Source organism: Duganella sp. 1411 (genome assembly GCF_017833525.1).
GTDB lineage: Bacteria > Pseudomonadota > Gammaproteobacteria > Burkholderiales > Burkholderiaceae_D > Rugamonas.
In genome coordinates, this window is sequence record NZ_JAFICD010000005.1 from 73,843 (window position 1) to 97,602 (window position 23,760).

At 64.6% G+C, this 23,760-nt stretch carries 22 protein-coding genes; 14 read left to right on the top strand and 8 right to left on the bottom strand.

Features of this window, described 5'->3' with window-relative positions; genetic code table 11:
• Positions 1–174: 174 nt before the first annotated feature.
• The 7 genes from JOD97_RS23295 (at position 175) to kdpE (ending at position 9,411) form a co-directional block, all read left to right on the top strand.
• Positions 175–930: a TorF family putative porin gene (locus JOD97_RS23295; RefSeq protein ID WP_209723955.1), complete on the top strand. Its 756-nt coding sequence runs from the start codon at positions 175–177 to the stop codon at positions 928–930.
• 296 nt (positions 931–1,226) lie between these two features.
• Complete coding sequence (gene kdpF / locus JOD97_RS23300) at positions 1,227–1,316, top strand: K(+)-transporting ATPase subunit F (protein WP_209723957.1); 90 nt, start codon at positions 1,227–1,229, stop codon at positions 1,314–1,316.
• Positions 1,316–3,133 (top strand): potassium-transporting ATPase subunit KdpA, encoded by a 1,818-nt coding sequence (gene kdpA / locus JOD97_RS23305; RefSeq protein ID WP_209723959.1) that lies wholly within the window; start codon positions 1,316–1,318, stop codon positions 3,131–3,133. The genes kdpF and kdpA overlap by 1 nt, the downstream gene beginning before the upstream one ends.
• A 33-nt stretch (positions 3,134–3,166) precedes the next feature.
• The gene (kdpB, locus tag JOD97_RS23310; protein WP_209724575.1) at positions 3,167–5,251 is read left to right on the top strand and encodes a potassium-transporting ATPase subunit KdpB; all 2,085 of its coding nucleotides are present in this window, start codon (positions 3,167–3,169) and stop codon (positions 5,249–5,251) included.
• A gap of 10 nt (positions 5,252–5,261) precedes the next feature.
• Positions 5,262–5,852, top strand: a complete 591-nt coding sequence (gene kdpC / locus JOD97_RS23315; RefSeq protein ID WP_209723961.1) for a potassium-transporting ATPase subunit KdpC — start codon at positions 5,262–5,264, stop codon at positions 5,850–5,852.
• Positions 5,853–5,867: 15 nt separating this feature from the next.
• A complete protein-coding gene (locus JOD97_RS23320) occupies positions 5,868–8,690 on the top strand; it encodes a DUF4118 domain-containing protein (RefSeq protein ID WP_209724577.1) in 2,823 nt (940 codons plus the stop codon).
• Between the two features lies 1 nt (position 8,691).
• Positions 8,692–9,411 carry a two-component system response regulator KdpE gene (gene kdpE / locus JOD97_RS23325; protein ID WP_209723963.1) on the top strand — a complete coding sequence of 240 codons (720 nt, stop codon included), beginning with the start codon at positions 8,692–8,694 and terminating at the stop codon, positions 9,409–9,411.
• 129 nt (positions 9,412–9,540) lie between these two features.
• Here the strand turns inward: kdpE and JOD97_RS23330 are convergent, their stop codons facing one another.
• From JOD97_RS23330 to JOD97_RS23340, 3 genes are read right to left on the bottom strand one after another with little or no spacing between them, the layout of a single operon-like run.
• Positions 9,541–10,710, bottom strand: a complete 1,170-nt coding sequence (locus JOD97_RS23330; protein ID WP_209723965.1) for a VWA domain-containing protein — start codon at positions 10,708–10,710, stop codon at positions 9,541–9,543.
• A gap of 1 nt (position 10,711) precedes the next feature.
• Positions 10,712–11,305, bottom strand: coding sequence for a GNAT family N-acetyltransferase (locus JOD97_RS23335; protein ID WP_209723967.1), 594 nt, complete (start codon positions 11,303–11,305; stop codon positions 10,712–10,714).
• The gene (locus JOD97_RS23340) at positions 11,305–12,159 is read right to left on the bottom strand and encodes a MoxR family ATPase (RefSeq protein ID WP_209723969.1); all 855 of its coding nucleotides are present in this window, start codon (positions 12,157–12,159) and stop codon (positions 11,305–11,307) included. Before JOD97_RS23340 ends, JOD97_RS23335 begins: the two co-directional genes overlap by 1 nt.
• A gap of 207 nt (positions 12,160–12,366) precedes the next feature.
• On the opposite strand from JOD97_RS23340, the gene JOD97_RS23345 reads away from it, so the two are divergent.
• The 3 genes from JOD97_RS23345 (at position 12,367) to mqo (ending at position 15,108) form a co-directional block, all read left to right on the top strand.
• Positions 12,367–12,711 carry a cytochrome c gene (locus JOD97_RS23345; RefSeq protein WP_209723971.1) on the top strand — a complete coding sequence of 115 codons (345 nt, stop codon included), beginning with the start codon at positions 12,367–12,369 and terminating at the stop codon, positions 12,709–12,711.
• 11 nt (positions 12,712–12,722) lie between these two features.
• Positions 12,723–13,064, top strand: coding sequence for a cytochrome c (locus JOD97_RS23350; RefSeq protein WP_209723973.1), 342 nt, complete (start codon positions 12,723–12,725; stop codon positions 13,062–13,064).
• 409 nt (positions 13,065–13,473) lie between these two features.
• Positions 13,474–15,108, top strand: a complete 1,635-nt coding sequence (gene mqo / locus JOD97_RS23355; RefSeq protein ID WP_209723975.1) for a malate dehydrogenase (quinone) — start codon at positions 13,474–13,476, stop codon at positions 15,106–15,108.
• A gap of 149 nt (positions 15,109–15,257) precedes the next feature.
• On the opposite strand, the gene JOD97_RS23360 is transcribed toward mqo, so the two are convergent.
• Together JOD97_RS23360 and JOD97_RS23365 are read right to left on the bottom strand one after the other, a co-directional pair.
• Positions 15,258–15,683 carry a DUF1841 family protein gene (locus tag JOD97_RS23360; protein ID WP_209723977.1) on the bottom strand — a complete coding sequence of 142 codons (426 nt, stop codon included), beginning with the start codon at positions 15,681–15,683 and terminating at the stop codon, positions 15,258–15,260.
• 57 nt (positions 15,684–15,740) lie between these two features.
• A complete protein-coding gene (locus tag JOD97_RS23365) occupies positions 15,741–16,385 on the bottom strand; it encodes an RNA pyrophosphohydrolase (protein ID WP_209723979.1) in 645 nt (214 codons plus the stop codon).
• A gap of 202 nt (positions 16,386–16,587) precedes the next feature.
• Between JOD97_RS23365 and JOD97_RS23370 the strand changes: the two genes are divergently transcribed.
• Together JOD97_RS23370 and JOD97_RS23375 are read left to right on the top strand one after the other, a co-directional pair.
• The gene (locus JOD97_RS23370) at positions 16,588–18,324 is read left to right on the top strand and encodes a proline--tRNA ligase (RefSeq protein ID WP_209723981.1); all 1,737 of its coding nucleotides are present in this window, start codon (positions 16,588–16,590) and stop codon (positions 18,322–18,324) included.
• Positions 18,321–18,920 (top strand): lytic transglycosylase domain-containing protein, encoded by a 600-nt coding sequence (locus JOD97_RS23375; protein ID WP_373999919.1) that lies wholly within the window; start codon positions 18,321–18,323, stop codon positions 18,918–18,920. Before JOD97_RS23370 ends, JOD97_RS23375 begins: the two co-directional genes overlap by 4 nt.
• A gap of 170 nt (positions 18,921–19,090) precedes the next feature.
• Here JOD97_RS23375 and JOD97_RS23380 read toward each other — a convergent pair whose 3' ends face one another.
• The 3 genes from JOD97_RS23380 to JOD97_RS23390 form a co-directional block, all read right to left on the bottom strand.
• Complete coding sequence (locus tag JOD97_RS23380; RefSeq protein WP_209723983.1) at positions 19,091–19,486, bottom strand: SWIB/MDM2 domain-containing protein; 396 nt, start codon at positions 19,484–19,486, stop codon at positions 19,091–19,093.
• A 235-nt stretch (positions 19,487–19,721) separates the two neighbouring features.
• The gene (ffh, locus tag JOD97_RS23385) at positions 19,722–21,089 is read right to left on the bottom strand and encodes a signal recognition particle protein (protein ID WP_209723985.1); all 1,368 of its coding nucleotides are present in this window, start codon (positions 21,087–21,089) and stop codon (positions 19,722–19,724) included.
• A gap of 139 nt (positions 21,090–21,228) precedes the next feature.
• Complete coding sequence (locus JOD97_RS23390) at positions 21,229–21,747, bottom strand: hypothetical protein (RefSeq protein WP_209723987.1); 519 nt, start codon at positions 21,745–21,747, stop codon at positions 21,229–21,231.
• Positions 21,748–21,957: 210 nt separating this feature from the next.
• Between JOD97_RS23390 and JOD97_RS23395 the strand changes: the two genes are divergently transcribed.
• Positions 21,958–22,935, top strand: coding sequence for an ABC transporter substrate-binding protein (locus tag JOD97_RS23395; RefSeq protein WP_209723989.1), 978 nt, complete (start codon positions 21,958–21,960; stop codon positions 22,933–22,935).
• Positions 22,936–23,760, top strand: coding sequence for an ABC transporter permease (locus tag JOD97_RS23400; protein ID WP_209723991.1), 825 nt, complete (start codon positions 22,936–22,938; stop codon positions 23,758–23,760).

Consider the following 23,760-nt stretch of genomic DNA (forward strand, 5'->3'; position numbering starts at 1 on the left):
TTCGTTTGCGTATTCTATCCTCAACCGGACGCCATCGAGGCCTAAAACTGGACAAAAAATAGCTGCGGGCCAATTTATACACGATGTTTACAACGGGGGCGTGACTTTTTAGACCGTTTTTACGGTCGCGTGGATAAGCTGTTTTGTCTCACAACCACCGGAAAGAACCGCTTTATGAACAAATTAATGCTCGCCGCTGCCGCCAGCGCGGCCTTCGCGTGCGCCCACGCGTATGCGGGGGACGACGCGCCCAAACCGGACAACGAGACCAGCTTCAACGTCGCCGCCGTTTCGGACTACCGCTATCGCGGCATCTCGCAGACCCGCCTGAAGCCCGCGCTGCAGGGTGGTGTCGATTATGTGAACAACCCGACCGGCTTATATGCGGGCACCTGGCTGTCGACCATCAAATGGACCAGGGACGCGGGAGGTGATGGGGAGGTCGAGGTGGACATTTACGCCGGCAAGCGCGGGCAGGTCGGCGAGGTTGTCTCGTACGACGTCGGCGTGCTGACCTACGTGTACCCGTCCAACGACCTGAAAAACGTCCGTGGCTTCGCCAATGCCGATACCACCGAGATTTACGGGCAGCTCGGTTATGGACCCGCCTATATTAAGTACTCGCACTCGGTGACCAATCTGTTCGGCTTCGTCGACAGCAAAAACAGCGGTTATGTGGATGTCGGCGCGAATATCGACGCGGGCGATGGTTTTATGGTCAACCTGCACGCCGGACATCAGAAGGTGAAGCACAACGACGCTTCCAGCTATACCGATTGGAAGATCGGCGCGACCAAGGACTTCGGCTTGGTGACCGGGGCGCTGGCGGTGATCGGCACGAATGCCGGCAAGACGGCCTACGCTTCGCCGGCCAATGGAAAATTCCTGGGCAGGACGGCTTTGCAGCTAACGGTCAGCAAAGTCTTTTGATCTTTTTTTAGCACCCAACCCGCAGGTCCGGGCAGGGGGCGTACCCCATGGGGTACGACCCCGCAACGGTTCGGGGTGCGGCGGTGAACGACACCATTATTGCGCGATTTTTACGGTTTGTTTACACCGCCCCTCCAAGTCTTTACAAAATCTTTAGACCCTTCCCGCTAACCTTCTCAGTATCAAAACAAGACCTGTGAGGGTGTGATGGACATAGTATTTATCGGTGCGATGGTGGTGTTCTTTGCCGTGACCGTGGCATTTGCCGCCGGTTGCGACAAGCTGGGAGGCCAGCCATGAACCTGTTCTACGTGATCGGCGCGGTGGCCGCCACCGGCCTGCTGGTGTATCTGATCGTGGCGCTGCTGAAAGCGGAGGAGCTGTGATGACCCTGCAATCGACCATTCTGCTGGTGGTGTTCCTGGCCGCCGTCTTCGCGCTGGCCTACCCGCTTGGCATCCTGCTGGCGCGCGTCGGCGATGGCGGCGCCATCCCCGGCATGGGCTGGATCGGCAAGATCGAGGCGCTGCTGTACCGCGCCGCCGGCATCGCCGGCAAGGACGGCAAGCCCGCAGGCCAGAACTGGAAAGCCTACGCCATCGCGCTGCTGGCCTTTAACGGCATCGGCGCGCTGGCCGTCTACGCGCTGCAACGCCTGCAGGCCTTCCTGCCGCTTAATCCCCAGGGCCTGGCCAACGTCAGTCCCGACTCGTCGTTCAACACCGCCGTCAGCTTTGTCGCCAACACCAACTGGCAGGGCTACAGCGGCGAACAGACCATGAGCTACCTGACCCAGATGCTGGTGCTGACGGGCCAGAACTTCTTCTCCGCCGCCACCGGCATGGCAGTCGCCTATGCGCTGATCCGGGGCTTTTCCTCGCGCTCGGCCAAGTCGATCGGCAACTTCTGGGTCGACGCCACCCGTTCGACCTTGTATGTGCTGCTGCCGCTGTCGCTGGTCTTCGCCGTGTTCCTGATGGGGCAGGGCGTGATCCAGAACTTCTCCGCCTATCAAGAGGTGACCCTGCTCGATCCGGTCACCTACACCCAGCCCAAAGTGGGCGCGGACGGCCAACCGCTGAAGGACGCCAAGGGCGAGCCGGTCACCGAAACGCTGACCGCGACCACGCAGACCATCGCCATGGGACCGGTCGCGTCGCAGGAGGCGATCAAGATGCTGGGGACGAACGGCGGCGGCTTCTTCAACGCCAATTCGGCGCACCCGTATGAGAATCCAACGCCACTGGCGAACATCATGCAGATGCTGGCCATCTTCCTGATCCCGGCCGGTTTGTGCTTCGCGTTCGGCCGCATGGTGGGCGATCCACGCCAGGGCTGGGCGGTGCTGGGGGCGATGACGTTGCTGTTCGTCGTCACCACCGTCGTCGTGCTGGGCGCCGAGCAGCAGGCGCACCCCGCGCTGCAGGCGCTGCACGTCGACCAGGCCATGAGCGCGATGCAATCGGGCGGCAACATGGAAGGCAAGGAGACCCGCTTCGGCATCAGCGCCTCCGCCTTGTTCGCCGCCGTGACGACGGCCGCCTCCTGCGGCGCGGTCAACGCCATGCACGATTCGTTCATGCCGATCGGCGGCATGATCCCGATGCTGCTGATCCAGTTCGGCGAGGTGATTTTCGGTGGCGTCGGCTCCGGCCTGTACGGCATGCTGATCTTCGCGATCATGGCCGTCTTCATCGCCGGTCTGATGATCGGCCGCACGCCGGAATACCTGGGCAAGAAGATCCAGGCCTACGAGATGAAGATGACCTCCATCGCCATCCTGGTGACGCCGACCCTGGTGCTGGTGGGGACGGCCATCGCCGTCCTGACGGAAGCCGGCAAGGCGGGCATCGCCAATCCCGGCGCGCACGGCTTCTCCGAGATCCTGTATGCGTTCAGCTCCGCCGCCAATAACAACGGCAGCGCCTTCGCCGGACTGTCCGCCAACACGCCGTTCTATAACAGCATGCTGGCGGTGGCGATGTGGTTCGGCCGCTTCGCGATGATCGTGCCTATCCTGGCCATCGCCGGTTCGCTGGCCGGCAAAAACAGGCTGCAAGCGAATGCCGGCACGATGCCGACCCACGGCCCGATGTTCATCGCGCTGCTGTGCGGCGTGGTGGCGCTGGTCGGCGTGCTCAATTACGTTCCGGCGCTCGCGCTCGGCCCGGTGGTCGACCACCTGCAGCTGTTTGCCAAATAAGGAATCACCATGTCGCAGACAATTCAAAAAGAGATGACGATCTTTACCAATCCACCCGTCAAAAGGCAGGGGATGTTCGATACCGAGCTGCTAATGCCGGCCATCGCCGATTCGTTCCGCAAGCTCAGTCCCGCCACGCAGCTGCGCAGCCCCGTGATGTTCGTGGTCTACGTCGGCAGCATCATCACCACGCTGCTGTACGCGCAGGCGCTGTTGGGCAAGGGCGAGACCAGCCCCGGTTTCATCCTGGCGATCACGGTCTGGCTGTGGTTCACGGTGCTGTTCGCGAACTTCGCCGAGGCGATGGCCGAGGGCCGCAGCAAGGCGCAGGCGGCGTCGCTGCGCAGCCTGAAGCAAACCGTGGTCGCCAAGAAGCTGGCCACGCCGAAGCACGGCACCACCTGGCTGCCGCAGCCGGCGCTCGATCTGCGCAAGGGGCATTACATCCTGGTGGAGGCGGGCGACGTGATCCCGATCGACGGCGAAGTGATCGAAGGCGTGGCCTCGGTCGACGAAAGCGCGATCACCGGCGAATCGGCGCCGGTGATCCGCGAATCCGGCGGCGACTTCTCGTCCGTCACCGGCGGCACGCGCGTGCTGTCGGATTGGCTGGTGGTCAAAGTCACCGCCAACCCGGGCGAGACCTTCCTCGACCGCATGATCTCGATGGTCGAAGGCGCCAAGCGCCAGAAAACCCCGAACGAGATCGCGCTGACGATCCTGCTGGTGGCGCTGACCATCGTGTTCTTGATCGTCACCGTGACCTTGCTGCCGTTTTCGCTGTTCTCCGTGGCCGCCAGCGGCAGCGGCACGCCGGTCACCATCACGGTGCTGATCGCGCTGCTGGTGTGCCTGATCCCGACCACCATCGGCGGCCTGCTGTCCGCCATCGGGGTGGCCGGCATGAGCCGCATGATGCAGGCCAACGTGATCGCCACCTCCGGCCGCGCGGTGGAGGCGGCCGGCGACGTCGACGTGCTGCTGCTCGATAAAACCGGCACCATCACCCTCGGCAACCGCCAGGCGTCGTCGTTCGTGCCGGCGCCCGGCGTGACCGAGCAGCAGCTGGCCGACATCGCGCAACTGGCCTCGCTGGCCGACGAGACGCCGGAAGGGCGCAGCATCGTGGTGCTGGCGAAGCAGAAGTTCAACCTGCGCGAGCGCGGGATGGCGTCGCTGAACGCGGTGTTCGTGCCGTTCACCGCGCAAACCCGCATGAGCGGCGTCGATATCGGCGAGCGCGCGATCCGCAAGGGCGCGGCCGACACCGTGCGCAAGTACGTCGAGGCCCTGGGCCTGCCATATCCGGCCGAGGTGACCCGCGCGGTCGACGATATCTCGCGTCGCGGCAGCACCCCGCTGGTGGTGGTCGACGCCGGCCGCGTGATGGGCGTGGTCGAGTTGAAGGACATCGTCAAGGGCGGCATCAAGGAGCGCTTCGCGGAATTGCGCCGCATGGGCATCAAGACCGTCATGATCACCGGCGACAACAAGCTGACCGCCGCCGCCATCGCCGCCGAGGCGGGTGTCGACGACTTCCTGGCCGAGGCGACGCCGGAGGACAAGCTCAAACTGATACGCAGCTACCAGTCCGAGGGCCGGCTGGTGGCGATGACCGGCGACGGCACCAACGACGCGCCGGCGCTGGCGCAGGCCGATGTGGCCGTGGCGATGAACTCCGGCACGCAGGCGGCCAAGGAGGCCGGCAACATGGTCGACCTGGATTCGAATCCGACCAAGCTGCTGGAGATCGTCGAAATCGGCAAGCAGATGCTGATGACGCGCGGCTCGCTGACGACGTTCTCGATCTCCAACGACATCGCCAAGTACTTCGCCATCATCCCGGCGGCCTTCGTCGGCACCTATCCGCAACTGAAGGCGCTCGACGTCATGCACCTGGCCAGCCCGTCGTCGGCCATCATGTCTGCGGTGATCTTCAATGCGCTGATCATCGTCGCGCTGATTCCGCTGGCGCTCAAGGGCGTGCGCTACCGCGCCATCGGCGCCGTCGCGCTGTTGCGCCGCAACCTGCTGCTGTACGGCGTGGGCGGCATCATCCTGCCGTTCGTCGGCATCAAGGCCATCGACCTGCTGCTGTCGGCGCTTAACCTGGTTTAAGGAGTTCATCATGTCGTTTTCCGCAATTCGTCCCGCCGTCGTCGTCTTCGGCGCCTTGACCCTGATCTGCGGCGTGGTCTATCCGCTCGCCGTCACCGGCATCGGTGCCGCCGCGTTTTCGGCCAAGGCGGCCGGCAGCCTGGTGGAAGTGGGCGGCAAGCAGGTCGGCTCCGCGCTGATCGGCCAGTCGTTCTCGTCGCCGAAGTATTTCTGGGGCCGTCCATCGGCCACCGGGCCGATGCCAAACAACGCGGCCGGTTCCAGCGGCTCCAACCTGGGACCGAACCATCCGGCGCTGCTGGACGCGGTCAAGGGGCGTATCGACGCGCTCAAGGCGGCCGATCCATCCAACACCGCAGCCATACCGGTCGATCTGGTGACGGCGTCGGCCAGCGGGCTCGATCCCGAGATCAGCGTGGCCGCCGCGCGCTATCAGGCCGGCCGCATCGCCGCCGCCCGCAAGCTGCCGGCCAAGGAGGTGCTGGCGTTGATCGAGCGTCATCAGATCGCCCAGGTGTTTGGTTTCTTCGGCGAGCCGAGGGTCAATGTGCTGGCGTTGAATCTGGCTCTGGATCGGGCGGCAAGCCCGGACAAGGGGTAAAATCTGCGCATGTCCATGTTCCCCAACGAGAGCCAACGGCCCGACCCCGATGCGCTGCTGGCGCAGGTGCAGGCGCAGGAGCGCAAGGCCGCGCGCGGCAAGCTGCGCATCTACTTCGGCGCCTCGGCCGGCGTCGGCAAGACCTACGCGATGCTGGCCGCCGCCCGCAAGCTGCGGGCCGAAGGGCAGGCGGTGCTGGTCGGCGTGGTCGAGACCCACGGGCGTAGCGAAACGGCCGCCATGCTGGGGGAGCTGGACGTGCTGCCGCTCAAGCGCATCGATTATCGCGGCAAAAGCCTCGCCGAATTCGATCTGGACGCGGCGCTGGAGCGGCGCCCGCCGCTGATCCTCATGGACGAACTGGCGCACTCCAACGCGCCCGGCTCGCGCCACCCCAAGCGCTGGCAGGACATCGAGGAGCTGCTCGACGCCGGCATCGACGTGCTCACCACCGTCAATGTGCAGCACCTGGAAAGCCTCAACGACGTCGTCGGCGGCATCACCGGCATCCGCGTCGGCGAGACGGTGCCAGACACCGTGTTCGACCAGGCCGACGAGGTGGTGCTGGTCGATATTCCGGCCGACGAGCTGCTGGCGCGCCTCAGGAGCGGCAAGGTCTATCAGGAGCAGCAAGCCGAGCGCGCGTCGAAAAACTTCTTCCGCAAAGGGAATCTGATCGCGCTGCGCGAGCTGGCGCTGCGCCGCACCGCCGACCGGGTCGAGGACGACGTGCGCGCCTACCGCGTCGAGCAATCGATCGCCGACATCTGGAAGACCGGCGCCGCGCTGCTGGCCTGCGTCGGCCCGCGCCCTGGCGGCGAGCACACGGTGCGCAGCACGGCGCGCTTGGCCGGCCAGCTCGGCACCGGCTGGCACGCGATCTATGTCGAGACGCCCTCGCTGCACCGGTTGCCGGCCGCGCGGCGCGAGCATATCCTCAAAACCCTCAAGCTGGCCGAGAGCCTGGGCGCGACCACGGCGGTCATTTCCGGGCGCGACATCGCGTTGGCGACCGTGGATTATGCGCGTGGCCACAATCTGTCGAAGATCGTGGTTGGCCGCGCCCATCCGACCTGGACGTGGCGAACACCGCACATCAAGCGCCTGGCGCTGTACGCGCCGGACCTGGACCTGATCGAAATCGGCCGGGCCAGCAAGGAACCGGAGACGGCGTCGCCGGTCGCCTGGGATGGCCGCGCCGGCGCAAGGGGCGCGGAGCTGGACGGGGACATGCCCGGCGGCGACGACACCAGCGTGCCGGGACAAGCCGGCGCCAAAGTGCCATGGCTGCGCAGCCGCGCCGCCGGCTACCTGATCGCGGCGACGTCCAGCGTGGCTACCGCGCTGGTGGCGACGCCGCTGGCGGCGTGGCTCGACCTGGCCAACATCGCCATGCTGTTTTTGCTGATGGTGGTGCTGGTGGCGGTGCGCTTCGGTCGCGGGCCGTCGGTGCTGGGCACGTGTGTCAGCGTGGCCTGCTTCGATTTTTTCTTCGTGCCGCCGCGCTTCACCTTCGCCGTCACCGACTTCCAGTACGTGATCACGTTCGTGGTCATGCTGGCGGTGGGGCTGATCACCGGCCATTTGACCGCCGGCCTGCGCTTCGAGGCGCGCATCGCCTCGCAGCGCGAAAAGCGTTCGCGCGCGCTGTACGAGTTCGCCCGCGAACTGTCCGGGGCGCTGCAGGCCGAGCAAATCTTCGAGACCACGCAGGCGGCGGTCCAGCGCGCCTTCCGCGCCCGCTCCACCTTGATGGTGCCGGACGACGCGGGCCGGCTGCGGATGCCGCCGCCCGGCGCCGGCGGCGCGTCCGGCATCGACGCCGCCTACATCGCGCACCGCTCGGCGCTCGACATGGGCATCGCCCAATGGTCGTTCGACCACGCCGAAAGCGCGGGCCTGGGCACCGGCACCTTGCCGGCCAGCCGCATTTTCTACCTGCCGCTGGAGGCGCCGATGCGCACGCGCGGGGTGCTGGCGATCGAACCGGCGAACGCGCGCTGGATACTGATACCCGAGCAGCGGCAGCAGCTCGACACCTTCGCCGCGCTGGCCGCCATCGCGCTGGAACGGGTGCACTACATCGAAGTGGCGCAAAACGCGCTGGTCAACATGGAGTCGGAACGGTTGCGCAACTCGCTGCTGGCGGCGCTGTCGCACGACTTGCGCACGCCGCTGACGTCACTGGTCGGCCTGTCAGAATCGCTGGCCGGGTCGAAGCCGGCGCTGGCGCCGTCGCAGTTGGATATGGCGGCCGCCCTGCACGACGAGGCGCTGCGCATGAGCACCCTGGTATCGAATCTGCTCGACATGGCGCGCATCCAGAGCGGGGAGGTTAAATTCAACCTGCAATGGCAGCCGCTGGAGGAGGTGGTGGGCAGCGCGCTGCGCGCCAGCGGCTCCCAGCTCCGGGGTCACGTCGTGGGTACGCGGCTGCCGTCCGACCTGCCGCTGCTGCGCTACGACGCCGTGCTGATCGAACGGGTGCTGTGCAACCTGGTCGAAAACGCCGCCAAGTACACGCCGCTTGGCTCGCAGATCGTCGTCGCCGCCGCGCTGCACGGGGCATGGATCGATATCATGGTCTATGATGACGGTCCGGGACTGCCGGCCGGGCGCGAGGAAGCCATTTTCGAGAAGTTCACGCGCGGCGAGCGGGAATCGGCCAAGCCGGGCGTCGGGTTGGGGCTGGCGATTTGCCGGGCCATCGTCGAGGCGCACGGAGGCCGCATCGCGGCGGCGCCGTCGCCGTTGGGCGGTGCGGGCTTCACGATCTCGCTGCCGCTTGGCGCGCCGCCGGAAATGCCGGAGATGCCGGAGCTGGAACAGGATAGCTAACATGAATGATGTCACCGTCGCCCCCATCGCCTTGCTGGTCGAGGACGAGCCGCAGATCCGCCGTTTCGTGCGCGCCGCGCTGGAGGAGGAGGGCTGGCAGGTGCACGAGGCCGAGACCTTGAAGCGTGGCCTGATCGACGCCGGCACCCGCAAGCCGGACCTCGTCGTGCTCGATCTCGGCCTGCCCGATGGCGACGGCATCGATTTTGTGACGGATTTGCGCAAATGGTCGGCGGTGCCGGTGATCGTGCTGTCGGCGCGGGTTAACGAGGCGGACAAGATCCGCGCGCTCGATGCCGGGGCGGATGATTATCTGACCAAGCCGTTCGGGGTGGGGGAGTTGCTGGCGCGGGTGCGGGCCACGTTGCGGCGGCAGCGCCAGCCGGCAGTCGATCATGACGGGTTGATTGAGTTCGGCGACGTCGTGGTGGATTTGAAGAACCGGCGGGTCACGCGGGGCGGGGAGAATGTGCATCTGACGCCGACCGAGTATCGGCTGCTGGCGGTTTTGGTCGGTAACGCGGGGCGGGTGATGACCAATCCGCAGTTGCTGCGCGCCGTGTGGGGGCCGTCGCAGGCGGAGAACGGGCATTATCTGCGCATCTATATGGGGCACTTGCGGCATAAGCTGGAGGAAGATCCGACCCAGCCGCGTCATTTGTTGACCGAAACGGCGGTTGGTTATCGTTTGCAGTTGGCCGAATCTTCGCGATTTTCGTAGGGCGGATTAGGCGGAACGCCGTAATCGGCCATGTATGCGCCGCCAACGGCTCATACATGGCCGATTACGCGCTTCGCGCTAATCCGCCCTACGTGGTTTAGAATATTTAGCAGATTTTGACAGCCGCGGTCATTTGCTCAGCGTGCGCATGGCGCGTTCCAGGCCGTCCATCGTCAGCGGGAACATGCGGTTGTTCATCAGCTGGCGGATGATGCCGATCGATTGCCGGTACTGCCAGATCCCTTCCGGCTCCGGATTAAGCCAGGCGAATTTCGGAAACGCGCTGGTGAAGCGCGCCAGCCATGCGCTGCCCGCTTCGGCGTTGTTGTATTCGACCGATCCGCCAGGCTGCAGCACCTCGTATGGACTCATGGTGGCGTCGCCGACGAATATCAGCTTGGTGTCGGCCGGGTATTTGCGCAGGATGTCCCAAGTCGGAAAACGCTCCGAATGGCGCCGCCGGTTGTTCTTCCACATGTAGTCGTACACGCAGTTGTGGAAGTAGAAGAACTCCATGTTCTTGAACTCCGTCTTCGAGGCCGAGAACAGTTCCTCCGTGCGTTCGATGTGGTCGTCCATCGTGCCGCCGACGTCGAACAGCATCAGCACCTTGATGTTGTTCTTGCGCTCGGGCCGCATCTTGATGTCCAGGTAGCCGGCGTTGTTGGCCGTGGCGCGGATGGTGGCGTCGAGCGCCAGTTCCTCCTCTGCGCCCTGGCGCGCGAACTTGCGCAGGCGCCGCAGCGCGACTTTGATGTTGCGCGTGCCGATTTCCTTGTCGCCGTCGTAGTCCTTGTAGGCGCGCGCTTCCCACACCTTGACCGCCGTGCGGTTGCCGCCCTTGCCGCCGATGCGCACGCCCTCCGGATTGGTGCCGCCGTTGCCGAACGGGGAGGTGCCGCCCGTGCCTATCCATTTGCTGCCGCCTTCGTGGCGCTCCTTCTGCTCCTTGAGCAGTTCCTGCAGGCGGTCCATCAGCTTGTCGTAGCCGAACTTCTCCAGTTCGGCCCTTTGTTCGTCGCTGAGCTCACGCTTCATGCGCTGCAGCAGCCAGTCGAGCGGAATCGCGCTGTTGGTCTCGAAAACGTCGTTGACGCCCTTGAAGTACATGCCGAAGGCGCGGTCGAATTTGTCGAAGTGGGCCTCGTCCTTGACCAGCGTGAGGCGCGACAGGTAATAGAAGTCGTCGAGCGAGGCGTCGATGACGTTTTTTTGCATCGCCTCGAGCAGCGTCAGGAACTCCTTGATCGTGACCGGGATCTTGGCGTCTTTCAGCGTGAAGAAGAAATCGATCAGCATCTCAGGCCTTCCCGTGCCGTTCCAGCCGATAGCGCAGCTGCGCCTTGATCTCCGGCCATTCGCCGGCGGTGATGCTGTACATGACGGTGTCGCGCACGGTGCCGTCGCGCCGCAGCCCGTGGTGGCGCAGCACGCCGTCCTTGCGCGCGCCGAGCCGCTCGATGGCCGCCTGCGAGGCGTGGTTGAAGTTATCGGTGCGCAGGCCGACCAGCGCCGCGCCCAGTTTTTCGAACGCGTGCGTCATCAGCAGCAGCTTGCAGGTGGTGTTGACGTGGCTGCGCTGACGGCTTTTGGCGTACCAGGTGTAGCCGATTTCGATGCGGCCAAGCTCCGGCAAGATGTCGTGGTAGCTGGTCGAGCCGATGACGGCGCCGCTGGCCGCGTCGACGACGGCGAAGGCCAGGCGGGTGGGGCGCATCTCCAGCGCCTTGTCGATGTAGGCGTCCACTTCGTTCGGCGCCGGCACGGAGGTGACGCGCAGGTTCCACAGTTCGCCGTCCTGCGCGGCGGCCAGCAGGCCATCGGCGTGCTGGGGCCCCAGCGGCTCGAGGCGCACGCCGTTCAATTCCAGGGTGAGCGGGGCGGGGGACTTCATCAGCGGTTGGTCCTCGACATGAATACCAGCCGCTCGAACAGATGGACGTCCTGCTCGTTCTTGAGCAGCGCGCCGTGCAGCGGTGGCACGATGGCCTTGGCGTCCTGGCTGCGCAGCGCCTCGGCCGGGATGTCCTCGGCCATCAACAGCTTGAGCCAGTCCAGGAACTCCGACGTCGACGGCTTTTTCTTCAGACCCGGCACGTCGCGCACCTCGTAGAAGCTTTGCAGCGCCTGCGCCAGCAGATCCTTTTTCAGTTGCGGATAGTGCACGGCGACGATCTGCTCCATCGTGTCGCGGTCCGGGAATTTAATATAGTGGAAGAAGCAGCGGCGCAGGAAGGCGTCCGGCAGCTCTTTCTCGTTGTTGGAGGTGATGATCACCAGCGGCCGGTGCACCGCGCGCACCATTTCGCGCGTCTCGTAGACGTAGAACTCCATCCGATCGAGCTCGCGCAGCAGGTCGTTGGGGAACTCGATGTCGGCCTTGTCGATTTCGTCGATCAGCAGCACCACCGGCGCCGGCGCCGTGAACGCCTGCCACAGCACGCCCTTGACGATGTAGTTCTGGATGTCGCGCACGCGCTCGTCGCCGAGCTGGGAGTCGCGCAAACGCGACACCGCGTCGTACTCGTACAAGCCCTGTTGCGCCTTGGTGGTGGACTTGATATGCCACTGCATCAGCGGCATGCCCAGCGCGGCGGCCACCTCCTCGGCCAGCATGGTCTTGCCGGTGCCCGGCTCGCCCTTGATCAGCAGCGGGCGTTGCAGCGTCAGGGCCGCATTCACGGCCAGTTTCAGGTCATTGGTCGCGACGTACTGGTCGGAACCTTCAAAGCGGGGAGTGGCTTGCATGCGTGGTGTCTCGGTGAAAATGGGATTTGAAGAGTATAGGGGAGAATCGCCCGCGTGGTTGGCCGGCTGCCGGCCTCTTCAATGTGTTGTTCTGGCAATGATTCCGTGTAGCTTAGAATAATTTCTTGAGTTAGAATCGCAGGCTAATAGTGCAAAAGTCAAGTTTTGCATCCGCGGTAGTATCCGATTACTTACCTTGCAAACACCATGAAAAAAATCACCGCACTTCTCGTGCTCGCAGGCCTCGCCCAGACCGCCCAGGTCGCCGCTGCGGCCGACATCGTGGGCAATGCCCAGAACGCCAAGGCAAAGGTTGAAATGTGTATTGGTTGTCATGGAATTCCGGGCTACAAAGCCACTTTCCCGGAAGTGTTTCAAGTGCCGATGATCGGCGGACAGTCGGTCAAGTATATTGAAAACGCGCTGCAAGCCTATAAGAAGGGCGATCGCAAGCACCCATCCATGAAGGGTATCGCCGCCAGCCTGTCGGACCAGGACATCGCCGATGTCGCCGCCTTCTACTCGCAGCAGACGCGCACGGCCGCGAAATGAGGACCGCCACCATGAAAAAACTGATCGCCGCACTGTTCTGTTCCGCACTGTCGTTCTCCGCCGTCGCCGGCGGCAATGTCGCCGCCGGCAAGGCCGTGGCCGACAAGTACAGCTGCTTCACCTGTCATGGCAAGGATTACAACACCCCGATCGACCCCAGCTATCCGAAGCTGGCCGGCCAGCACAAGGATTACCTGCAGCATGCGCTGACCGCCTACAAGCGCGGCGACGGCGCCAACGGCCGCAACAACGCCATCATGACCGGCCAGGTCAAGCCGCTGACCGACCAGGACATCAAGGACGTGGCGGCCTATCTGCACAGTCTGCCGGGCAGCCTGGCGGTGCACCGCTGACACCCGCACGGCCATACGCGGCGCGCGCGTATCGCCAAAAGTTGACGGGTTAGCACTATGAAAAGCCACGCCTTGCGTGGCTTTTTTTGCATCTTTCCTCCGTTTTTCTTGCGCCGTCTACGTAGTTTCTTCCGCTTTCCTTAAGTGTTATCCCTCATCTGCGGCCAAGCCCGCGCTGCTAAAATTCTCTTTCTTGATATTATCTATGGACACTTGCGCAATTTTGTGCTGGCGGTTGTCGCCGCAGGCATGAATTGAGCGGGCCCGGCAGCCGTCACCCTCTTCGTCCGCGCAGGTCACCGCCACGGCCGACCAGTCACCTTCGAATGCCACTTCCCGCCGCCCCGGCGCGGGATGGCCGGCATTGCCAGTCCGGAATCCAGTCAGTACCTAAGGAATGGAGTTACGTATGCGTAAGTCACTTGTAATTTTAATGTCGTGCCTGATCCTGGCGGCATGTAGCAAAACGCCGCCGGCGTCGTCCGACAAACCGGTCGACGTGCTGCTGATCGGCGCCGGCACCATGAGCGCCACCTTGGGCACCATGCTCAAGGAAATGGACCCGAGCTTGACCATGGCCATCTATGAGCGCATGGATTCGGTCGCCGCCGAAAGCTCGGACGCGATGAACAACGCCGGCACCGGCCACTCGGCGTTCGCCGAGCTGAACTACACCCCGGAAGCGGCCGACGGCCACATCGAGACCAAGAAAGCCGTTGAAATCAACGAGCAGTTCGAAGTGTCGAAGCAATTCTGGGCCTACCAGGTCAAGAACAAATACATCGGCGCGCCGCAAACGTTCATCAACAACGTGCCGCACATGGCCTTTGTCTGGGGCGACGACAACATCAACTTCCTGCGCAAGCGCTACGCGGCGCTGCAGAAGGAAAACCTGTTCAAGGGCATGTTGTACTCGGAAGATCCGGCCGTCATCGCGCAATGGGCGCCGCTGATCATGACCGGCCGCGACAAGCACCAGAAAGTGGCCGCCACCCGCATGGAGATCGGCACCGACGTCAATTTCGGCAACCTCACGCGGGCGCTGGTCAAGCACCTGACCGACACCCACGGCACCACCTTGAACCTGCGCCACCAGGTCGAGGACATCAAGCGCGGCAGCGACGGCACCTGGAACGTCACCGTCAAGAACCTGGCCGACGACTCGGTCAAGACCGTGCGCGCCAAGTTCGTGTTCATCGGCGCCGGCGGCGGTTCGCTGCCGCTGCTGGAAAAATCGGGCATTCCGGAAGCCAGGGGCTACGGCGGCGTGCCGGTCGGCGGCCAATGGCTGGTGACCACCAACCAGGCGCTGATCGACCAGCACGCGGCCAAGGTGTACGGCAAGGCGTCGGTCGGCTCGCCGCCGATGTCGGTGCCGCACCTGGACACGCGCATCATCGACGGCAAGAAGGCGCTGCTGTTCGGTCCGTTCGCCACGTTCTCGACCAAGTTTCTGAAGAACGGCTCGTGGATCGACCTGCCGGCCTCGATCGACAGCCACAACGTGCGTCCGATGCTGCAAGCGGGCTACGACAACATCCCGCTGACCAAGTACCTGATCGGCCAGGTGATGAATTCGCCGCAGGACCGTCTGGCGGCGCTGAAGGAATACCTGCCGATGGCCAAGCTGGAGGACTGGACCTTGCAAAACGCCGGCCAGCGCGTGCAGATCGTCAAGGACGACCCTGAAAAAGGCGGCCTGCTGCAGTTCGGCACGGAAGTGGTGGGTTCGGCCGACGGCAGCATCGTCGCCTTGCTGGGTGCCTCGCCGGGCGCCTCGACCGCGCCGCCGATCATGATCAAGGTGCTGCAGACTGCGTTCAAGGCCAAGCTGGCCACGCCGGAATGGGACGCGAAAATGAAGGCCATGGTGCCGTCGTACGGCCTCAAGCTCAACAGCGATCCGGTGCTGGCCAACAAGATCCGCCACTACAGCAGCGACATCCTGGGCCTGAAGGCGTTCACGCTGGACGAGTCGACGGCGGCCGCCACGGCTGCCGCCGCACCCGCTGCGGCTAAAGCGGAAGTCAACACCGGCGAGTAAGCCGCCGGCGCAAAACCAAAAGCCACGCATCGCGTGGCTTTTTTCATCCGGGGTCAGGTCCACCATTTCTACACGGCCTGGACAATGGCGGGCCGAATCACCGCCTTACGGCCGCGTTCGTGTAGAAATGGTGGACCTGACCCCGGAGTTTAGAGGCGGCGCTTGACCGCTTCGATGTAGGCGTCGCCGTCCGGCGGCGTGCCGGTGCGCTGGGCGTTCCAGATCATCTCGCCCAGGCATTCCATGATCTGGTGCTGCGCTTCGTGCGCGGAGTCGAGCTTGAGCGTGAGCGCGGTGGCGGCGTCGCGGATGCCGCGCGGCTGGTCGATCGAGATCTGCTCGTCGATCGACAGGTGCATCGACAGGTGCAGGAACGGGTTCGCTTGCGCGCCCTCGACCGAGTAGTCGCGCGCCAGCGCGGCGTCGACGTCGGCCAGCACGTCGTGGTATTCGGGGTGGTGGCGGGCCCAGTCGGCGGCCATCGCCTCGAGCGGGGTCAGGATTTCGTTGGCGCGCTGCTTGCGGTAGGCTTCGCAAAAGAAGCGGCGCACGTCGTCGGAGGATGGATTGAACATGCCGCCATTGTACCTCCGGCGAAAAAAAAGCGGGACAGTGTGCCTGTCCCGCTGGTCTTAACCGTCGCTCTTGACCGGCTCGGCCGGCCCGGCCGCGACGGCGCCCGCGGACGTTGCCGCGCCGTCGGCGGTTGCGCACGTCGACCCCGGCGGTTCCGGGTTCGGCCGCGGCGGATGCGGCTGGCGCAGGTAGCGCGAGCCGTGCTGGCGCCGGTCGTGGCCGTTGGCCGGCCATGTCAGGAAGCGCGACAGCTCCTGCAGCGCGCGCTGGTACACGTCGCGCTTGAATTCAATCACGACATCGAGCGGCACCCAGTATTCGTGCCAGCGCCAGGCGTCGAATTCCGGATGGTCGGTCAGCCGCAGGTTGACGTCGTTGTCGCGCGCACACATGCGCAGCAGGAACCAAATCTGCTTTTGCCCGCGGTAGTGGCCGCGGATTTCCCGCTTGATGAAATGATCCGGCACCTCATAGCGCAGCCAGTCGCGCGTGCGGCCGACGATTTTCACGTGCTCGGCCCGCAGGCCGATCTCTTCCTCCAACTCCCGGTACATCGCCTGCTCCGGCGTTTCTCCGTATTTGATGCCGCCTTGCGGAAACTGCCACGAGTGCTCGCGCACGCGCTTGCCCCACCACACCTCGTTCTGGGCGTTGAGCAGGATGATGCCGACGTTGGGCCGAAACCCCTCCCGATCGAGCATATTGCACCTCAAACTTTCTGCGACTGAGCTCCCTGCTTATATTTTTGCCCATAAAAAGACGCTACGGCTGGGTTTTCGGGGTACGAAAACGGTCGAAGGGCCATCTATTGAACGCATTTGTATAAAGTATGGACGCATCAGCCAGCTAATCCTTTAAAATTAGGTTGATTATAACTCTCTCTTTTTAAAAAGAATTCACCGTATGCGCGCCTCACGATTTTTTATTTCCACGCTTAAAGAAGCGCCTTCCGACGCCGAGATCGTCAGTCACCAGTTAATGATGCGCGCGGGCATGATCAAGCGCCTCGGCTCGGGCATCTACACCTACATGCCGATGGGCCTGCGCGTGATCCGCAAGGTCGAGGCCATCGTGCGCGAAGAGATGAACAAGTCGGCCGCCATCGAGCTGCTGATGCCGCTGATCCAGCCGGCCGAGCTGTGGCAGGAAACGGGCCGCTGGGACAAGATGGGCGCCGAGTTGCTGCGTATCAAGGACCGCCACGGCCGCGAGTTCGCCTTCCAGCCGACCGCCGAGGAAGTCATCACCGATGTTGTCCGTTCGGAAATTAAATCGTACCGTCAACTTCCGTTGAATTTTTACCACATCCAGACCAAGTTCCGCGACGAGCGCCGCCCGCGCTTCGGCCTGATGCGCGGACGCGAGTTCACGATGAAGGACGCCTACTCGTTCGACCGCGACCTGGCCGGCATGCAGGCTTCCTACCAAATCATGTATGACGCCTACGTGCGCATCTTCAACCGCTTCGGCCTGAAGTTCCGCGCGGTGGCGGCCGACAACGGCGCCATCGGCGGTACCGGCTCGCACGAATTCCACGTCATCGCCAGCACCGGCGAGGACGCGGTCGTCTACTGCCCGACGTCGGACTACGCGGCCAACATGGAGGCGGCCGAGGCCTTGCCGCTGAACGCCAGCCGTCCGGCCGCCACCCAGGCGCTGACCAAGGTCGCCACGCCGGACGCCACCAAGTGCGAGCTGGTGGCCGAGCAGCTCAAGCTGCCGCTGGCGCACACTGTCAAGACCTTGGCGCTGACCGTCGAGACCGAAAAAGACGGTAAAACAGCTAAACAGTATTTCATGTTGCTGCTGCGCGGCGACCACGAGCTCAACGAGGTCAAGCTGGGCAAGGTGGCCGGCCTGGCCGCGCACCGCTTCTCGACCGAGGCGGAAATCCTGGAAGTGTACGGCTGCGTGCCGGGCTACCTGGGCCCTGTCGGGACCAAGGCCCCGGTCACCGTGGTTGCCGACCGCACCGTCGCCAACATGGCCGACTTCGTTTGCGGCGCGAACGACGCCGGCTTCCACTACACCGGCGCCAACTGGGGCCGCGACGTGGCCGAGCCGGCCATCGTCGCCGACCTGCGCAACGTCGTCGAAGGCGACGCCTCGCCGGACGGCAAGGGCGTGCTGGCGATCGAGCGCGGCATCGAAGTGGGCCACGTGTTCCAGCTGGGCACCGCGTACTCGGAAGCGATGAAGGCCACCTTCCTCGACGAGAACGGCAAACCGGCGCCGCTGCAGATGGGTTGCTACGGCATCGGCATCACCCGCATCCTGGGCGCGGCGATCGAGCAGAACTTCGACGACAAGGGCATCATCTGGCCGGCGTCGCTGGCGCCGTTCGAACTGGTGCTGTGCCCGATGGGCATGGACCGCAGCGAGGCCGTCAAGGAGGCGGCCGAGAAGCTGTACGCCGAGGCGCAGGCGGCCGGCATCGACGTCATCCTCGACGACCGCGGCCTGCGTCCGGGCGGCATGTTCGCCGACTGGGAGTTGATCGGCGTGCCGCACCGCGTGGTCATCGGCGACCGCGGCCTCAAGGAAGGCAACCTGGAATACCAGGGCCGCCGCGACAGCGAGGCCACCGCCGTGCCGGTGGCCGATGTGATCGGCTTCATCCAGGGCAAAATGTCGCAGTGAACAAACGTGGTCTAGCCGGCCTGCTGCTGGCGCTGTCGGTGGTGACGGCGCCGGCCGCGCAGGCCGGCAATCAGAAGGAGGAGGCGCTGGCCGATTCGGTCCGCGTCGCCCTCGCCAACAGCATCAAGGACGCGACGCCGCCGCGCATCATCTTCCGCAGCGAGGCCGAACGGCTGCGCTACGAGGGCTGGCTGGCGCAGATGTCGGCGCGCCTGCAGCGCAAGCTGCCCGACCAGCAAACCCGCCACGAGTTCCTCGCCACCGTCTGGTACGAGGCGCGCCGGGCCGGGCTCGAGCCGGGCATGGTGCTCGGCCTGATCCAGGTCGAATCGGCCTACCGCAAGTACGCGGTGTCGCTGGTGGGCGCGCGCGGCTACATGCAGGTCATGCCGTTCTGGACCAACGTGATCGGCGACCGCGACCGCAGCGCGCTGTTCAATATGCAAACCAATTTGCGCTACGGCTGCGCGATCCTGCGCATGTACATCGACATGGAGGGCGGCAACCTCTACCTCGCGCTGGGCCGCTACAACGGCAGCCGGGGACGCCCCCAATACCCGAACGCCGTGCTGACGGCGTGGAACAACTGGAAATAATCCGGGGTCAGGTCCACCATTTCTACACGGGTTCATCCGCAATGCCCGTCTACGGCCGGGTTTGTGTAGAAATGGTGGACCTGACCCCGGAGTGACAGGCGAAAAAAATGCCTCCGTCGCGTGGCGAGGGAGGCATCCCGGCGCGGCCAGGAGGATGGCCGCCGCGCTGATTATTTCAGGTGGTCGGAAATGAGCTTGGTCATCTCGAACATCGATACTTGGGCTTTGCCGCCGAATACCGCTTTCAGCTTGTCGTCGGCGTTGATCATGCGGCGGTTGGCCGGATCTTGCAGGTCGAGCTTTTTGATGTAGTCCCAGACTTTCTTGGTCACTTCGGTGCGGGGCAGCGGGGTGGCGCCCACGACGGCTGCGAGCACGGTCGATGGCGTCATCGCTTTCATGAATGCGGCGTTCGGCTTGCGTGCGGCGGCTGGGGCCGCGGCTTTTTTCACTGCGGGTTTGGCTGCTGCTTCTTTTGCTGGTGCTGCTTTTTTCGCGGCTGCCGGTTTAGCGGCCGCGGCCTTCTTGGCTGGCGCTGCTGCTGGGGTTTTTTTGGCTGTTGCCATTCTCGAGCCTCCTTAACGAACACATGGAAAATTGCGCAATTGATCGCACCGGCTAATATTGGTGGGGATTTAAGCCTTATGCAAGTGTTTTTCGCGTTTTTGTCTGGAAACACCACGTAATTCCCGGGCTACGTGGGCCGTTGCACCTTCCGGGGGCGCCAAGCCGCATATTTCCATGTGTCCGCGCCGTTTTGGCGCGCGCCGCCCCCGCCGCCCGGAGGCGCCGCCGCCGGCGTTAGCGCATGCCCGGCATCATGCCCTTCATCGAGCGCATCATCTTCATCATGCCGCCGCCGGAGAGCTTTTTCATCATCGATTGCATCTGCTCGAACTGGGTCAGCATGCGGTTGACCTCCTGCACCTGCACGCCGGCGCCGGCGGCGATGCGGCGCTTGCGGGTGGCCTTGATCAGCTCCGGCTTGGCCCGTTCCTGCGGCGTCATCGAGTCGATGATGCCGACCATGCGCCGCACCTGCTTGTCGGCCTGGTCCATGTTGGCGCCGCCGGCGGCCTGCTGGAACTGCGCCGGCAGCTTGTCGACCAGGCTGGCCATGCCGCCCATCTTTTTCATTTGCCCCAGCTGCGCCTTGAAGTCGTTCATGTCGAACTTGCCGCCGACCTTCATCTTCTGCGCCAGGTCGGCCGCCGCCTTGCTGTCGACGCCCTTGCGGGCCTCCTCGACCAGCGCCATGATGTCGCCCATGCCCAGCACGCGGTTGGCCATGCGCGCCGGGTCGAACGCCTCGAGGCCGTCGAGCTTTTCGGACACGCCGGCGAACTTGATCGGCTTGCCGGTGATGTGGCGCACCGACAGCGCCGCGCCGCCGCGCGAGTCGCCGTCGAGCTTGGTGAGCACGATGCCGGTCAGCGGCAGCGCGTCGTTGAAGGCCTTGGCGGTGTTGATGGCGTCCTGGCCGAGCATGGCGTCGACCACGAACAAGGTTTCGATCGGCTTGACGGCCGCGTGCACGGCGGCGATCTCGGTCATCATCGCCTCGTCGATGCCCAGGCGGCCGGCGGTGTCGATGATCAGCACGTCGTGGTAGTGCTTCTTGGCCCAGTCGAGCGCGGCCAGGGCGATGTCGACCGGCTTGTCCTGCGCCGTCGACGGGAAGAAGTCGGCGCCGACCTGGGCGGTGACCGATTGCAGCTGCGCGATCGCGGCCGGACGGTAGACGTCGGCCGACACCGTCAGCACCTTCTTCTTCTTTTCTTCCTTGAGGTACTTGGCCAGCTTGCCGACGGTGGTGGTTTTACCGACCCCCTGCAAACCGGCCATCAGGATGATCGCCGGCGGCTGCTGGGCAAAGCTCAGCTGCGCCGCCTCGGGGCCGAGGTCGGCGCCCATGATGGCGGCCAGCTCGCGCTGCACCACGCCGACCAGCGCCTGGCCGGGCGTGAGCGAGGAGATCACTTCCTCGCCGAGAGCTTTTTCCTTGACCCGGGCGATGAATTCGCGCACGGCCGGCAGGGCGACGTCGGCCTCGAGCAGCGCCATGCGCACCTCGCGCAGCATCTCGGCGGTGTTGGCTTCGGTCAGACGGGCCTCGCCGCGCATCGTTTTGACGACCTTGGCAAGGCGTTGGGTAAGATTATCTAGCATGTTCGGACCTGCGAAACGGTGGGGTGGGCCGGCGCGGGGCCGGACAATGGCCGCCATTTTACCGCATCGCGCGCCGGCGGCGGCCCCGCCCGGACGGGCGGCGGCCGGTCGACCGGCCGCCGCCGCGCCGCCGCCCCGGCTAGTGCGGCACGTCCAGGCGCACGATGGCCGAGCCCGAGATCAGGGCGAAGCTGTAAGGCCCCAGTTTCACCGGCTGGCGCGGATGGTCCAGCAGGCCGGTCAGGTTGCCGGTCTGGCCGGGCACGCCCGCCACGATCGTGCCGTCGTCCCTGCGCACGGTCGATACCGGGTCGTCGTCGGCGGCGTAGGCGATGGTGTAGGCGCGCCCGGCGTCGTCGCGCACCGGCGCCGGCGTGAAGGCGTTCAACGTGGTGGTCGTCACCACGCCCTGCGGCGTGATCTTGTAGTTGCGGAACACCGACGAGCCATGGCCGACGATAGGGTCGGCGACGTAGAGATTGCCGTCGCTGTCGGCGCCGTTAAGGACCGGCAGGTCGAAGCGCGCGGCCGCGCCCGAGCTGTCCGGCGCCTGCTGCGGATCGCGCGGCGCACAGCGTGATGCCGGCCGCCGACTTGGACGGCGTATCGGCGCCGCCGCCGCCGCAGGCGCTGAGCGTGGCGCGGAATAGATGTCCAACGATGTTGTGCTGCATGCAGACCTCTTGGTTTGAGTGGGGGGGCCGGGAAGGGCAGTTGTGATATGCACATCATTGTGACATAAACAAGCTCCAAATAAGCGCGCGGCATGACATTGCGCAAAATTTCGCTGTATCTGAAGATGCGTCTTGGTATGATTTGCACATAATAGGAAGGGTTCAGCCCGGCCTAAACTCAGGAGACAAATCGCATGAAATTGACACCCTTCGGCAAGATAATAATAGCGGCCGCGGCCATGATGACGGCCGCCGGCGCCCAGGCGCAGGACGTGGTCCGCCTTGGCAACCTGAAGTTCGCCCACTACGGCGCCGTCGCCTATATCAAGGAGATCGCCCCCAAGTGCGGCATCAAGGTCGAGGAGCACATCTTCGCCAAGGGGCTGGACGTGATGCAGGCCATCATCGCAGGCGAGCTCGACGTGGGGACCACGGCGTCCGAGGCGGCCATCTCCGGCCGCGCCGGCGGCGCGCCGATCTTCGTCGTGGCCGGCTTCGCCAAGGGCGGCGCGCGGCTGGTCGGGCGCACCGACCTCAACCTGAAAACCGTCAAGGACCTCAAGGGCAAGCGCGTCGGCGTCACCCGCGGCGGCATCCAGGAGGTGCTGCTGCTGGCCGAGCTGCAACGCAACGGCATGACCTTCTCCGACCAGCCGGGCAAGGACGTGCAACTGGTGTTCCTCGCCTACGCCGACCTCAACCAGGCGCTGCTGGGCAAGAACATCGACGCCATGATGCAGTCCGAGCCGCAGTCGTCGCAGGCCATCAACAAGGGCTTCGGCGCCGAGATCATCAAGCCCTACGACACCCCGATCGGCGAGCCGGTGCGCACCATGGTCATGACCGAGAAGTTCTACAAGGAGAAGCGGCCGGTGGCCGAGAAGTTCATGAACTGCTTCGTGCAGGCCACCAAGACCTTCATCGAGAACCGCGCGCTGGCCGAGAAGTATGTGCGCGAGGTGGTGTTCAAGGGCCAGATCACCAAGGACGATTTCGACGACGCCATCGGCAACTCGCCGTACAGCTACGACATCACGCCCGAGCATATCCAGACCACCACCGACGTCATGGTCAAGACCGGCGTCGGCCGCATGGGCAAGCCGCCGCTGGCCAAGGACTGGGTCAAGACCGACCTGCTCGACGCGGCCAAGAAAAACCTGGGCGTGAAGTAAATGGCCGCCAACTCCTCGTGGCGGCAGGCCGCCGTCGGCATGATCGTGCCGGCCCTGGTCATCGCGCTGTGGCAGGCGGTGGCGATGCTGGGCTGGGTCAATCCGCAGGTGCTGCCGTCGCCGCTGGCGGTGGTGGAGAAGTGGATCGCCTACCTGCTGCCGCTGCAGCCGTACGACCCGGCCGCCGGCGGCTGGCTGAGCTGGGCCGTCTCCGGCGAATTGATCACCGATTCGATCGGCAGCCTGTATCGGGTGGTGGTCGGCTTCGTCATCGGCGCCGGGCTGGCGCTGCCGATCGGGCTGGCCATGGGCGCCAAGCCCAGGGTCTACGACTGGCTCAATCCGCTGGTGCAGCTGCTGCGGCCGATCCCGCCGATCGCCTACATCCCGCTGTCGATCCTGTGGTTCGGGCTCGGTAATCCGCCGGCCGTGTTCCTGATCGCGCTGGGCGCCTTCTTCCCGGTGCTGATGAACACCATCGCCGGCGTGCGCCAGGTCGACGGCATCTACCTGCGCGCGGCCCGCAACCTGGGCGCCACCGGCAGCACCATGTTCATCCGCGTGATCCTGCCGGCCGCCGTGCCGTATATCTTGTCCGGGGTGCGCATCGGCATCGGCACCGCCTTCATCGTGGTGATCGTCTCGGAGATGATCGCGGTGAACAACGGCCTCGGTTTCCGCATCCTCGAGGCGCGCGAGTACTTCTGGTCCGACAAGATCATCGCCGGCATGATCAGCATCGGCTTGATCGGCCTGGCCATCGACGTCGGCATGAACAAGCTGAATAACCACCTGCTGCGCTGGCACCGCGGCCTGGAAAACTAG